Annotated in this window: 14 protein-coding genes and 3 tRNA genes; 11 read left to right on the plus strand and 6 right to left on the minus strand. The window is 58.5% G+C overall.

What is annotated here, in order from left to right; all coding sequences use genetic code 11:
• The first annotated feature begins 24 nt into the window (after positions 1–24).
• From PSH86_RS16600 to PSH86_RS16610, 3 genes are all read left to right on the plus strand, one after another.
• Positions 25–112 (plus strand) — tRNA-Ser (locus PSH86_RS16600).
• 127 nt (positions 113–239) lie between these two features.
• Positions 240–1,100 (plus strand): prohibitin family protein, encoded by an 861-nt coding sequence (locus PSH86_RS16605; protein ID WP_109754200.1) that lies wholly within the window; start codon positions 240–242, stop codon positions 1,098–1,100.
• 276 nt (positions 1,101–1,376) lie between these two features.
• Positions 1,377–3,173, plus strand: coding sequence for a DAHL domain-containing protein (locus tag PSH86_RS16610; protein ID WP_109754201.1), 1,797 nt, complete (start codon positions 1,377–1,379; stop codon positions 3,171–3,173).
• Positions 3,174–3,248: 75 nt separating this feature from the next.
• On the opposite strand, the gene PSH86_RS16615 is transcribed toward PSH86_RS16610, so the two are convergent.
• Both PSH86_RS16615 and PSH86_RS16620 read right to left on the minus strand, forming a co-directional pair.
• On the minus strand, positions 3,249–3,440 hold the full coding sequence (locus PSH86_RS16615; protein ID WP_116832515.1) for a DUF2188 domain-containing protein: 192 nt from the start codon (positions 3,438–3,440) through the stop codon (positions 3,249–3,251).
• A gap of 112 nt (positions 3,441–3,552) precedes the next feature.
• A complete protein-coding gene (locus PSH86_RS16620; RefSeq protein ID WP_163858503.1) occupies positions 3,553–4,452 on the minus strand; it encodes a polysaccharide deacetylase family protein in 900 nt (299 codons plus the stop codon).
• 217 nt (positions 4,453–4,669) lie between these two features.
• Between PSH86_RS16620 and PSH86_RS16625 the strand changes: the two genes are divergently transcribed.
• The 3 genes from PSH86_RS16625 to PSH86_RS16635 all read left to right on the plus strand — a co-directional run bounded on the left by PSH86_RS16625 (position 4,670) and on the right by PSH86_RS16635 (position 5,869).
• Positions 4,670–4,924, plus strand: coding sequence for a DUF6555 family protein (locus PSH86_RS16625; RefSeq protein ID WP_053125507.1), 255 nt, complete (start codon positions 4,670–4,672; stop codon positions 4,922–4,924).
• 164 nt (positions 4,925–5,088) lie between these two features.
• On the plus strand, positions 5,089–5,319 hold the full coding sequence (locus PSH86_RS16630) for a hypothetical protein (RefSeq protein ID WP_109754204.1): 231 nt from the start codon (positions 5,089–5,091) through the stop codon (positions 5,317–5,319).
• Between the two features lie 124 nt (positions 5,320–5,443).
• Positions 5,444–5,869: a hypothetical protein gene (locus tag PSH86_RS16635; protein ID WP_232200882.1), complete on the plus strand. Its 426-nt coding sequence runs from the start codon at positions 5,444–5,446 to the stop codon at positions 5,867–5,869.
• Positions 5,870–5,892: 23 nt separating this feature from the next.
• Here the strand turns inward: PSH86_RS16635 and PSH86_RS16640 are convergent, their stop codons facing one another.
• Together PSH86_RS16640 and PSH86_RS16645 are read right to left on the minus strand one after the other, a co-directional pair.
• Positions 5,893–6,120: a PLD nuclease N-terminal domain-containing protein gene (locus PSH86_RS16640; RefSeq protein ID WP_305483753.1), complete on the minus strand. Its 228-nt coding sequence runs from the start codon at positions 6,118–6,120 to the stop codon at positions 5,893–5,895.
• Positions 6,121–6,207: 87 nt separating this feature from the next.
• Positions 6,208–6,393, minus strand: coding sequence for a hypothetical protein (locus PSH86_RS16645; protein WP_109754207.1), 186 nt, complete (start codon positions 6,391–6,393; stop codon positions 6,208–6,210).
• A 287-nt stretch (positions 6,394–6,680) separates the two neighbouring features.
• On the opposite strand from PSH86_RS16645, the gene PSH86_RS16650 reads away from it, so the two are divergent.
• Positions 6,681–7,043 (plus strand): NUDIX hydrolase, encoded by a 363-nt coding sequence (locus PSH86_RS16650; protein ID WP_212800911.1) that lies wholly within the window; start codon positions 6,681–6,683, stop codon positions 7,041–7,043.
• A gap of 234 nt (positions 7,044–7,277) precedes the next feature.
• Here PSH86_RS16650 and PSH86_RS16655 read toward each other — a convergent pair.
• Both PSH86_RS16655 and PSH86_RS16660 read right to left on the minus strand, forming a co-directional pair.
• Positions 7,278–7,364 (minus strand) — tRNA-Leu (locus PSH86_RS16655).
• Between the two features lie 194 nt (positions 7,365–7,558).
• Positions 7,559–7,632, minus strand: a tRNA-Cys gene (locus PSH86_RS16660).
• A gap of 282 nt (positions 7,633–7,914) precedes the next feature.
• On the opposite strand from PSH86_RS16660, the gene PSH86_RS16665 reads away from it, so the two are divergent.
• From PSH86_RS16665 to PSH86_RS16680, 4 genes are all read left to right on the plus strand, one after another.
• Complete coding sequence (locus PSH86_RS16665; RefSeq protein WP_212800912.1) at positions 7,915–9,147, plus strand: MFS transporter; 1,233 nt, start codon at positions 7,915–7,917, stop codon at positions 9,145–9,147.
• Between the two features lie 118 nt (positions 9,148–9,265).
• A complete protein-coding gene (locus PSH86_RS16670) occupies positions 9,266–9,781 on the plus strand; it encodes a sigma-70 family RNA polymerase sigma factor (RefSeq protein WP_109754210.1) in 516 nt (171 codons plus the stop codon).
• Positions 9,782–10,747 carry a FecR domain-containing protein gene (locus tag PSH86_RS16675; protein ID WP_305483754.1) on the plus strand — a complete coding sequence of 322 codons (966 nt, stop codon included), beginning with the start codon at positions 9,782–9,784 and terminating at the stop codon, positions 10,745–10,747.
• 89 nt (positions 10,748–10,836) lie between these two features.
• Positions 10,837–13,272: a TonB-dependent receptor gene (locus PSH86_RS16680; protein ID WP_305483755.1), complete on the plus strand. Its 2,436-nt coding sequence runs from the start codon at positions 10,837–10,839 to the stop codon at positions 13,270–13,272.
• The last annotated feature ends 47 nt before the right edge of the window (positions 13,273–13,319 follow it).

The following is a 13,319-nucleotide window of genomic DNA, read 5'->3' on the forward strand; positions in this document are numbered from 1 at the left end:
ATTATGGCGCCCGCAACGCAATACGGAGGTGTGGCCGAGTGGTTTAAGGCAACGGTCTTGAAAACCGTCGACTGTAACAGGTCCATGAGTTCGAATCCCATCGCCTCCGCCATCTTCTAACGTTAAAGCCCTGATTATTCAGGGCTTTTTCGTGTCTGGCATTCAGAATACCTGCTTCGGTCTTTCAGGATTGACATACCGTCATGGCAAAAACCACCCCTCCACTCAAGGAAAGAAAAGTGACCAGTAAAACCATCGGTTCTCTCGTTGCGGCAATCGTAGGCATCGTCCTGTTGTGCGTCTTCTTTGGCAGTTGGTACACGGTCGACGAAACCGAGCGCGGCGTTCTTCTGCGCAACGGGGCGCTGGTCGGGGTAGTTGAACCGGGACTGTCCTTCAAGACGCCGTTTATCGAGTCTGTGCGCCTGATCAGCGTCCAGAGCCAAGTGACGGCTTATGAAGACCTCCAGGCCTACAGCAAGGACCAACAGTCCGCCCAGCTCAAGGTATCCGTGTCCTGGCACATCGCGCCTTCCGATGTCGCGAAGGTCTATACCCAGTTCAAGGATCTTGAAGGCATCCGCGACCGGATGATCAGCCGTCAGGTGCCGACCCAGGTGGAAAACGTCTTTGGCAAGTTCAACGCCGTGGCTGCCGTGCAGAATCGCGTCCAACTGGTCAACGATATTTCGACCGCAATCAAGGCGACGATTACCGGGCCGGTGATCATCGACAGCGTCCAGGTCGAAAACATCGACTTCAGTGACGCTTATGAAAAAGCCATTGAAGCGCGCATGGCCGCCGAAGTGCAGGTCAAGACCCGCGAGCAGCAACTGGCGACCGAGCAGGTTCAAGCCCAGATTCGTGTCACCCAGGCCCAGGCAGAAGCCGATTCTCAAGTTGCCCAGGCCAAGGCAGACGCACTGGCCACCGAATTGCGCGGAAAGGCCGAAGCCGAAGCGATCAAGGCACGTGCCCAGGCCTTGGCCAGCAACCAGAATCTGGTAGAGCTCACCAAGGCCGAGCGCTGGAATGGTGTATTGCCCACCACCGTGCTGCCAAACGGCGCCCTGCCCTTCATTGACATCAAGAACCAGTAAACCCTCACGAGCGCGGCCAGTCCTGGCCGCGCTCGTCCACCGTCTCAGCCTTCACGGCCAATGCCATCGAGCTGTCTCGTTAACGCTACACTCACGTCACTGACGACCCCCGACGTTCACCGTTAGCAGGGAGCTCAACGTGTACCAAGGCAAAAGCAAACCCACGCAAACATCGCTACGACAGTTCAACGCTCTCTTCGCCTCACGCTCTGACATTTCCCGCCCGCCCGGGCATTCACCGACACCCTCGACAGGCGCCCTGAACAGGAGAATCGCGTGACCTACATTATCAAGAAGTACAAATGGCCTGCCTTGCTGGCCGTCGCGCTGATTGCGTTTTCAGCCCTGATATTCTTTCTGATCAAGTCCTATACGTACGACTCATCGACCTACTTCGAATCCCGTGACTTCATCCGCCAACTCAAGCAGGCCGACGCTAACTGGAGCGTCAAGATCCTGAGGAAAAAAATCGGCGTCAACAACAATCTGTCGCTGGCGCCACCGCCCGAGGCGGGCAGCCGATGGGAGCAGTTGGAGCAGCTCAATAACGCAGGTCCCCTGGCGACTCTTTGGGCGTCCAGGCGCCAAGGTTATGTGGATGCGGTCAAGAACAAGACAGTACTGGTCGATCAATTCCAGCAACACAACGCCAAGCTGCGCACTGCCCTGGACGCTCTGCCGGTCATCGAAGACGACATTCAGACATTGCTCAAGGAGATGACAGTCAAAAGCCCTGCGGAACGCCTTACGGTGGCTTCCAATGTGCTTGAGCTGTCACTGACGACGCTGGAGTACGCATTGTATGTCACCTCGGACAAAGCCAAGGAGGTGCAGAACCAGCTCAATGAACTGGAACGATACATCAGCCAGTTACCCGCGACCTATCAACCTCCCTTCATCACCCTGGCGCAGCACGTCAGAGCTATTATCGAGGAACAACCGATCGTCAATGACCTTCTTGACCGCATCAGCGTGATTCCGGTGGCCCAGGAACTGGATAGCATCAACGAACTGTTGAACGAGACGCAGCGCAGGACGGCTGCTGCGGACCGTCAATACCATGTCTACCTGGGTGTGTGCGCCAGCCTCATGGCGCTATTGATGATCTACCTGGCGGTGCGGCTGGTTCGCAGCTACGCCGTCATCAACCAGATCAACCACGAACTGCAATCGTCCAATGAACGGCTCGAGGAGCGCGTGCAAGAACGCACTCGCGAACTGAAAGAGGCTGAACGTGAACTGGTGGACGCCGCACGGATGGCAGGCATGGCCGAGATCGCCACTAACGTGTTGCACAACGTCGGGAATGTGCTCAACAGCGTGAATATTTCCGCGGACCTGGTAACCCGCAAGTTGCGCAGCAGCAAGACACTGGGCCTTGGAAAAGCCGTAAAAATGATGAATGAACATGCCGACGACCTGGGCCAGTTCATCACCAGCGATGAAAAGGGCAAATTGTTGCCCCGCTACTTCAATGAGCTGGTCGACTCCATCGCCGCCGAGCAAACACTGCTTATCGAAGAACTGGCGCAACTGACCAAAAGCATCGACCACATCAAGGAAATCGTCACCACCCAGCAAACCTACGCCGGAGCTGCCAGGCTGATCGAGGCACTGAGCATCAGTGATCTGTTCGAAGATGCGTTACGCATGAACTCGGGCGCGCTGAGCCGGCACCACGTCACCGTCATCAAGGACTATCAGGACGTCCCGATGATCATGGGTGACAAGCACAGGTTGCTGTTGATCCTGATCAACCTCATCAGTAACGCCAAATTCGCGATGTCACACGTCAGCGATCATCCTCGGGAAATGATTTTGGGAATCCGGGTCGTCGATCAGAAAACGCTGTGCGTCAGCGTCAAGGATCGAGGCGAAGGCATTACGCCCGAGAACCTGACCCGCATCTTCAACCACGGGTTCACCACCCGCAAGGACGGCCATGGCTTCGGCTTGCACAGCTGCGCCTTGGCAGCGGTTGAAATGAATGGCCACCTCCATGTGCATAGCGACGGCCCTGGACAGGGAGCGCTGTTCACCCTGGAGATTCCGCTGGAACTGGCACCCACCTGACAGAGATGGAGGAATCGGCTGCGCAACGAACCATACGGCTCGGTTCGCAGCCAACTCCCCTCGCCTTTGACGGCGCTATTTGGCGGTCGTAGCCTGGCGGTCGTGTTTTTTCCTGGCCGGCAATGCGGCGGCGTAGGCCAGTGCTTCCTCACGGGAAGCAAAGGAGCCCAATCGGTCGGCCTGAGTGCAGACCCGCCATGGGCCGCTGTTTACGCTGAGCACGTCATACCCGTTGATATGCATTTTGGTCAGCATCGCAGTACTCATTGTCACCTCCTTTCGAGATAAACCAGGGTTACGCCACCTACCTTACACTCAGTTTGCGCAAGGGTGCCAACCGAGCGTCGCAACCTTGCGCAGCGACGCAGGCCTGAGCCTCTCAATGGGAATCCGAATCCCACAACCAATCCCACAAACCCGGCAAGTGCACCGGCTCGCTAGTGTTCTTGACCGTGCGCGCCATCGCCGCCCGCTCCAGCGCCTGACGGTCATCATAGAAGGGCTTGGCGTCGGTCCTCACGCCCGTGGCTCGGGCAGCGTCGAGCAGGATTTGCAAGTATTCCCGGGCATGTCGGGCGGTATAGCGGTTGAGGTCATGAAAGGTGACCACCACCGGAATCACCCCGTCAACCGCGGGCAACTGCCCGGCGGCGATGCGTTCGCGCACTTCAGAGAGCTGGCGCGTCAGGTTGATTCGCCGTCGTGGGCTGGCGGTGATTCCCCAGACCTTACCATCGTTGGCGCTCAGGTCGGTCAGCAATACGTGCAAGCCGTGCTGCTGATAAGCGGCGAAGGTGCGCCTGTCGTAGCTCCAGAACGGCGGCCTCACCAGGGTGGGTGCTGCCCCTGTGATGGCGGCGATATCACCCCCGCCCTTGACCAGTGACTGCTCCAGTTCGTCAGGACTCAGAAAGCGATGGTTGGTATGCCAGTAAGTCGCCGTATGGAAGCCCAGGATATGACCTTCGCGCTGTTCACGGTGCATCACCGAGCGTCCGATGTCGCTGTTGCCAGCTCTTAGTGCACGGGTCTGGACAAAAAATACCGCCTTGATCCCCGGCTGCACCGGGTTGTGCGCGAGGGCATCCAGCACCTCCAGGCTCGGGTTCCAGAAAGACGAGGCACTGGGCCCATCATCGAAGGTCAGCAAAAAACGGATCGGGGGTTGTGCCAGCAGGCTTTGCTCGGTTTGTGGAGTCAGTTCGATGGGCGGGCCGATGCATCCCGACACACCGATGGCGAGGACTGCGATAACCAGCGCCCTGGCGATGTTTTTCATGTTCTGCCTTTATCTGATACCGCACTGTCTTGCCTGTTAATCCCTGGCACATGGTGTGAAGCTCACCTTGGAGAAGGTTAACCGGGTTTGGTTCCGGACAGCGAGCAGCGACTTGGCTGCGTGACTACCTGGTGTGATTTTTGACCGTCTGGATAATCCGATGGAATTTTCCGCACGCCTCCGTATCCATCCGTATAGAACTAATTAGGGAGGATTTATGGGCGGGCCATCGCTTTACATCATCGACTACATGCTCCATGGCGAGCCGAAGTCATTCATCATTCGCGCCGAAGTGATGAATAACTCCGAAGCTTGGCATTGGGCCAGTTGCGACGCGGGGGTCGGGCGCATTCCGAAATTCGGACGGGAAAAGGTCAAGCGGGTTTCAAAACCCCTTGCTGAGAAATACGGTATTACCGACGTGCGTTGGCGAGCGAGCGTCGCGCCGTCCTGGGTCAAGGAGTCCGGCTGATTTAAATAACCCTGTTTCCGGTGCACCGGTTGTCCAGCCGGGCGCCGGATTCTTCGACAGAACCGAGATAACTCAACTACGCTTTAAGCGATAGCATGACCCGCCCCTGGCGGGTTTTGTGCTGCCTCATCAACGCTCAATGCAACCCTGAATGGAGGTGTGACATGTCCGAAAAAGAGTCCATCACCACCCTGCTCACCTTGCTGGAATCGCGTCAGGCCAGGCTTACGGCAGCCTGCAAGGAAATCGCCGACTGGGTCGACCACCAAGGCGGGCATCCCACTGCGGTGCGCATCCGTGACCGGCTCAACGACATCGAGAAAGACGCCCCATCGATCCAAAGCGCACTGACGTCGCTGAAGCCCGCTGAGCGCCCTCTGCCCAAGTTCCGCTGACGCACCGCGCCCGACATGTGCCCCCCCTTGAGTTCTACCGGTTGGAAAACCGATGGAACACGGGCTTTTTTTGCACCTCGAAATTGATAGGCACCGGTGCAAAAGCCACAAAGGGAGAAACTTCATGATTGCCAGATTTCTGCTATTGATTGCATGTGCAAGCCCCGTCGCCGTGATGGCTCAAGGCTGCGACGTCATCACTCGGTCTCAGAGCCAGGCAGTTCCAGTGATCGAAAGCCACAGCTGCTACGAATACAAAGGCATGCCCGCCGAAACCCTCGACTGGTCCTGCAGCAATGAAAACAAGGGAACGCTCACGACCCAAAAGCGTAAGGTCGAGCGTTGTGCAGAGGGTTACGTAGCGACATGCCAGGCGAGGCTGACCCAGGAAGCGTTGGCCAACCCCCGCTCAACCAGCAAGGACAAGCACGGTGGGTCGGCCAATCTTCCCGATAATGCCAAGGTGACCTGGTACTACTACGGCATCGAACAGTTGCAGCAAGCCCAGGAAGACTGCGAAAGCACCGGCGGTAACTGGATAAACCAGTGAAAAGCTGACTCGGAGAGCCGTTTCTAGCCCTTGCTGTGCTCCGGCGATGACGGCCCTTCCTTGATCCCGCGCGGCCCAGCTACGCCCCAGATAACCAGGCCCACAACCGGCAGAATGATCAGCAACAGGGCCCAGCCAGCCTTGGTGCCAGCCGACTTGTCGCTTCTAAAGACACTGACGATCGCCCATAAATCGACAAGGAGCAAAAGCACCGCGACAGCGATCCAAAAATATCTGGCTAATTCGGTCATGGCCTAATCCTCTTGTCGGTTTAAGGATTAGGCACAGCCGTTGAGACGCCGTTCAAAGAATTTTTACCCTTGGTGCACCCAAAGGACCTATCCCCGCTCATTCAAATAAGCGACCCATTGCTCATAGGCTTCATGTTGACGGCGGACCGCTTCATCCCAGGTCGATCCACTCATTTGATGGATACATATGAGCTTCATCATTTCCGACGTTGCCGCATCGAGCTCCACCAGGAGCTCATGGGATTTGATCTTGAAGTCTTCAACGCTGGTCATATCTCGCTTCCTTCCCCGGGAGGGGCCGGCCAATGCACCCAACATGGATTCATTTTTTTGAAGCTGATTCATTTGAGGCGATAACCGGTCGAAAGCCTAGTGCTGGTGGTCGGACAGATGGGATGGGTCGATGACTGCCTCAAATGAGTCCAGTCTTTCTCGCGCCGTCGCGGTCGTACTGGATAAGACATTGAAAAAATCGACAGTTTGAGCAAAGCCAATTGATGCCAGGCTCAAATATTGCAGTTATATTTCACTTTAATGACAGTCACTGATTGAGCACGGCCATGAAAATTCGAGCGACCGTCATTTGCGAGGAAAATCGCCATATCTTGCTGGTTCGCAAAGCCAATAGCCGCTGGATGCTGCCGGGCGGTACCGTCGAACGCGGCGAGACCCACGCTGGGGCAGCCATTCGAGAATTGGCCGAAGAAACTGGCCTGGACGTCGAGAACCTGCTCTACCTGATGCGAATCAGTGACGGGCAAACCGAGCATCACGTATTCGAAGCGTCAGTCAGCGATTCGACGGCGGCCAAGCCACAGAACGAAATCAGCGATTGCCTCTGGCACCCGCTGGATGCCATCACCCAACTGCAAATGAAAAAGGGCACGCGGGATATCCTCGAGGCGTTTCGCCGGCGATTGTGACGAGTCGGTACAAGCCGTGCTGATACAGAAGAGGCTACATGATAAATATCATGGTCAAGGGATTCGCGTATTAGGCAGGGCTTGGACAGCAGATAACCGCCTGAGTACTCACTGCTAATCGCAACGCCGAGTGCAGAGGCTCCGGAGGCAGGACTCCGTTTCTTCGGTAGTTTTCAGAAGCCGAAACGAACAAGGGTTTGCATTAGCTTTCGCTCGCAAACCCTTGATTTTAGATGGTGCCCGAAGCCGGAATCGAACCGGCACGCCCTTACGAGCGGGGGATTTTAAGTCCCATGCGTCTACCAGTTTCGCCATTCGGGCGGTAGCGCGGTTAGCCATGGGAGCGTCGGCAAAATCCAATCGCCGAAGCCCTGGCTGGTGCAGCAAGAGGGGGGAATATATACATCCCTCCCCTGTGAAGCAAGGTAGCTCGCGCCCTTTTCAACACAAAATCTTTCAATGCTTCGAAAATAAAAAAGCTCCGTAAATCATAGATCTACAGAGCTTTTTAAAAGTGGAGGCCGAAGTCGGAATCGAACCGGCGTAGGTGGATTTGCAATCCACTGCATAACCATTTTGCTATTCGGCCTCAAGACGTTTGATGCAATGCAGCCACATCAACCGCGTACAAACCTGATCTGGAAACAGAACCTCTTTGAAGCGCTATCTCCTTGAAAACATTGAGATTTTTTACATCTCAGTGCGTTCGATGGGCGCAATTATGTACTCATTTGCCTAGACTGACAACCCCTTGATTTCAAAAAAAAATCGTCGATTGTTCGGCTTCCGGAGGAACCTGCTGCATTTTTTTCTTGCTCAGATCCACGCACTGTCGGATAAGACACAGCCTTCCGCCTCTGCGAGTCTGTCCATGCCCCGTGCCGGTATCCCCCAGGGTTCAAGCGTTCGCTTGCTGATTTATCTGTTGTTTGCGATCCAGCTGGTTTCCATGGGTGCGATGGAGATGAGCGGGCCGTTCTGGCCTGTTCACCTGCGACAACTGACCAGCAACGACGCGCTGTTCAGCTTCGCCAGCACGGCGGTGTATGTCGGCCCGATGCTGGGCATCATCCTGACCAGTGCTTTCTGGGGCCGTATCGGTGATCGCTACGGCCATAAGCTGATGATGATCCGGGCACTGGCCGGGTTATCCCTGACCCAGCTTGGCCTGGCGCTATGCGGCGATATCTGGGTGATCCTGGTCCTGCGCTTCCTGCAAGGTGCGTTCGCCGGTTATATCGCCCCCGCCCAGGCCTACGGCGTGAGCATCGAGGCGCCATCGCGGCGGGCCAGGCTGTTTGCCATCCTGCAGATTTCCACCAATGTCGGCTCGCTGCTGGGGGCGGTGGCGGGCGGGCTGATCCTGGACCATGCAACGTTTTTCTGGATCAACATCGTGGCCTCGGGCCTGTGCGCAGTGTGCACCGTGGTCGCGGCGTTGACGCTGCCTGACGTAGCGCCTGTCGGGAAGACAACCGCAGCCGGCAGCGTTCCGTCCGCACCCTCGCGTCCCGGGCTATACAACCCGTTGACAGTATCGCTGCTGGGCATCATGGGGCTTCTGTTGCTGGCGCGAATGCTCCCGCAGACTTCGTTTTCGCTGTATGTGAGTTCGACCTTCGACGTCAGCAATGCCCTGGTGGGGCTTTGCTATGGCCTGCTGGCCCTGGGCTTCATCCTGTGCGCAACCACCTGGTCACGCTACTTCGAGCAGCGCAACCCGACACAGACGCTGCGAGCCATCACCGCCATCGTGATCGCTTGCATGACCCTGACCGCCATGGCCGGCCTGACACGTCAGCCGTTGGTCTTCGCCATTGTCTACTTCGCCTGGGGCGTCCTCTTGGGCGCAACTACACCGGTGCTGACCGCACTCATCTCCAAAAGCACCGACAATAGCCGCCAGGGGCAGGTGCTGGGACTCGCCCAGGGCGTTTCGCAAACGGCGTCCATCATCGGCATTTCCCTGGGGGCCTTGCTCAGCCAGGTCTATGGCCTTCAATACACCTACCTCTATGTCAGCATTGCCTACGGCGTGGTGCTGTTGCCCTTGGTGCTGCTGCGCTACAGGCCGGTCGGGGTGCCGGACCAGGCAAGCGAATAGCGATTCGCACAACCCTGCCCCAGCACAATTGCTCATTGCCTCAAGATCGATCTTGCGTGCCGACGAGCGCCTCCACTAATATTGGGAATAATTCTCACTATCAAAAATATAAACAGCCATGAGCGATCCGGGTTCAGCGACCAACGATTGTCATCTGCGCACCGTCGCAGACCTCTACAGCGGACACCATGGCTGGTTGTACGCCCGACTCTATCGCAAACTGGGCAATGCGCTGGATGCCGCAGACCTGGCGCATGACACCTTCATCCGTATCCTCGCCTCGAAGGTCGCGGTCATCGAAGAGCCGCGGGCGTACCTCAGTTGCGTGGCCGGTGGCATCCTGGTCAACTGGTTTCAGCGCAAGGCCTTGGAGCGCGCCTATCTGCAAGCGCTGGCGCTGCTGCCCGAACCCGAAGCGCCCTCGCCGGAACGCCGCCTGCTGGTGCTGGAAACCCTGCATGAAATCGATGCCATGCTCGACACCCTCCCCGGGCCGGTCAAACGCGCATTTCTGTTATCGCAAATCAGCGGCTTGAAATACAACGACATAGCCCATCAGTTGGGAGTCTCGCTGATTACGGTCAAGCGCTACATGAAGCAGGCCTTCCTGCACTGCCTGATGTGGGTAGACTGAATGCCTGCTCGCGATAGTCATGCCGTCGATCCCGCCATCCTCAATGAAGCAGCCGACTGGCTGATGCGCCTGAGCGAAGGCAGTGTCAACGACACCGAGCGCCTGGAATGGGAACGCTGGCGCAACAGCAGCCCGGCGCACCGCCAGGCCTGGGCGCGGGCGGAATTGTTGTTGAGCAAACTGCAAGGCTTGCCACCGGCCCTGGCCATGCCGGCGCTGGACCGTCCCAGCAACCCCGAGCGCCGTGCCGCCATGGGCAAACTGGCGACCTTGCTCGCGCTGGCGCCACTGGCCTGGGGCAGTTGGAAGCTCAACGACTGGCAGAACTGGACCGCCGACTATCGCGCGGCCGTGGGCGAGCGTCGCGACCTGACATTGACCGATGGTACTCGCGTGACGTTGAACACCGACACCGCCATCGATGTGTATTTCGATCAGCGCCAGCGCCTGTTGCTGTTGCGCCGCGGCGAAATACTGATCCAGACCGCGCCGGACCCGTCGCCTGTCGCCCGGCCATTCAGGGTGGAAACCCACGAGGGCCGGATGCAGGCGCTCGGCACGCGTTTCAGTGTGCGCGAAGAGCGCGGGCACACCCGCCTCGCCGTGCTCGAGGGCGCAGTCAGTATCCACCTCAAAGGCATTGGTGAGAAAGTCGTCGAGGCCGGTCAGAGCAGTGGTTTTACAGCGTTCGCCATTGACGGGTTGAAACCTGTCGATAAATCGGTGCTGGCCTGGACCCAAGGCATGCTGATGGCCGACAACATGCACCTGGCCGATTTCATTGGCGAACTGGCCCGCTATCGCAACGGCGTCCTGCGTTGCGACCCGGCCATTGCCGACCTGCGGATTTCCGGTGCCTTCCCCGTCAGCGACACTCAACGAACCCTGAACATGCTCGCCCGGACTTACCCCATCCGCGTCACTTCGCGCCTGGGCGACTACTGGGTCATGTTGACGCCGGCGTGAACCCCAAAAAAATAATCGTGCGAGGGTGATACTTTTTTCGATCCTGGCTGGCTAGAGAACAAAACCCCTCTGAACAGGATCATCAAGCCATGCCCGTTGCCCGCCCCCTGCGCTCGGATCGCACGCTGAATCTGGCGATTCGCAGTGCAATGCTCGGCCTTGCACTTTCGACCTTAAGCCCAGGCAGTTGGGCCGCACCGGGCGCGCCGCTGGACAGCATCGCCAGCCAGTCCTACAACATTCAACCCGGCCCCCTGGGGCCAACCCTCTCGACGTTCGCCGTGCAGGCCGGCATCGCCCTGTCGTTCGAACCGTCCCTGACCCAGGGCCTGGACAGCCCGGGCCTGTCCGGCCAGTTCACCGCGCGCGAAGCGTTTGCCCGGCTGCTGGCCGGCAGCGGTATGGATCTTGTGGCTCGCGACGATAGCAGCTACACCTTGCAAAAACGCAGCACCGACGGCGGACTGACCTTGGCGCCAACCACCGTCAGCGCCACCGAAGCCCGCCCCGATGATTTGCCGGCCGCCTACAGTGGCGGTCAGGTCGCCCGTGGCGGTCGTGTAGGCTTGTTGGGCAACAAGGACCTGATGGACACGCCGTTCAGTGTGAGCAACTACACCTCGGCCCTGATGAAAGACCAACAAGCCGTGACCGTCGCCGACGTGCTGGAGCGTGATTCCTCGGTGCGTTCCACTGGCCAGACCGGCGGCATCGTCGATTCGTTTTTCATTCGCGGTTTTCCCGTGGGCGAAGGCAACCTTGGGGAACTGGCGTTCGACGGTGTATACGGCGTGGCCCCCAACTATCGGGTGTTCACCGAGTACGCCGAACGCATTGAGGTGATCAAGGGCCCCGCCGCCCTGCTCTACGGTATGTCGCCCAACAGCGGTGTCGGCGGTGTCATCAATATCGTCCCCAAACGTTCACTGGACGAAGACTTGACCCGCGTGACCGCCAATTACGCCATGGACTCGCAAGTGGGTGGACACGTCGATATCAGCCGTCGCTTCGGCGAGGAACGGCGCTTTGGCGTGCGGGTCAATGGCAGTCTCCAGGGCGGCGACACGGCGATCGACAAACAGTCGCGGGATGTGGGTATCGGCTCGATCTCCCTGGATTACCAGGGCGACCGATTCAGGACCAGCCTGGACCTGATCAGCCAGGAAGAACAGTGGGACGCGCCGTCCCGACCGTTTCAGATCGCGAACGGTGTCGAGGTACCGTCGGCCGCCAACGGACGCAGCAACGTGACCCAGGAATGGGGCTGGTCGAAGACCCGCGATAAATCGGCGTTGCTCAGTGGTGAATATGACCTGAGCGACAGCCTGACGGTATTTGGCCACGCCGGGGGCGGCAAGTCCGATGTAGCACGGCTGTCGGACCAGACCCCCACGATTCTCAATAGCGCCGGGGATACCCGCTCGACGCCTGGTTACTACAAGTTCGAAGTGGAGCGCTACACCGTGGACGCGGGGGCCCGGGCCCGCTTCGAGACCGGTCCGGTCAGCCACAGCACCACGCTGCAGGTCAGTCGCTACCGCGATGAATTGCGCAGGGGGATCAATTCCGGAACCCCGTTATTGTCGAACATCTACCACCCGGTGGAGCGCGACAAACCCTCCATTGCCTCGCCTGACGTGGCGAAGATCTCCGACACTGAGCTGTCCGGCGTAGCTCTGGCCGATACCCTGTCGATCCTCGATGACCGTGTCCAAGTGACTCTTGGGCTGCGCAAGCAAAGCATCGAATCAAACAACTACGATGCCCGCGGGACGGTCACCACCGCCTATGACGAAAGCGAAACCACACCGTTGTTCGGTGCGGTGGTCAAGCCTTGGGAACATGTATCGTTCTACTACAACTACATCGAAGGCCTGAGCAAGGGTGATACCGCGCCTGCGAATGCAAGCAACCCCGGTGAAATATTTAAGCCCTATATCTCCCGCCAGCAGGAAGTTGGGGTCAAGGTCGACTACGGCACCTTCACCTCGACCCTGGCACTGTTCCAGGTCAAGAAGCCCGCCGGCGAGCTGACTAACAACGCAGCAAACAGTGTGTATTCGGTCCAAGGCGAACAACGCAACCGTGGCATCGAACTGAACATGTTCGGTGAACTGCGCGAAGGCACTCGCCTGTTGGGTGGCGTCACATTGCTGGACGGCGAACTGACCAAAAGCGGCACCGCCGCCAATCGCGGCAACAAGCCGGTCGGCGTACCCGAAGTGCAGGCCAACCTCTGGGCCGAATGGGATACGCCATGGGTCCAGGGCGTGACCCTCACCGGCGGCGCGATCTACACCGGCAGCCAGTACGTCGACCAGGCCAACACCCGCGAACTCGATCCTTGGACGCGCTTCGACGCGGGCGCTCGCTACAGCACCGTGCTCGAGGGCCGGCCAACGACTTTCCGTGCCACGGTGCAGAACGTCTTCGACCGCGAGTACTGGTCCGGTGTGGCCTCCTACGGTGCGTTCTCCCAAGGGGCACCGCGCACCTTGCTGCTCTCGGCCACGGTCGACTTCTGAGCTTTCCGGGCCCGGCAGCGCGTACACCGCGCTGTCGGCCCGGGCCA

It is taken from the genome of Pseudomonas sp. FP2300 (genome assembly GCF_030687595.1).
Taxonomy (GTDB): domain Bacteria; phylum Pseudomonadota; class Gammaproteobacteria; order Pseudomonadales; family Pseudomonadaceae; genus Aquipseudomonas; species Aquipseudomonas bijieensis.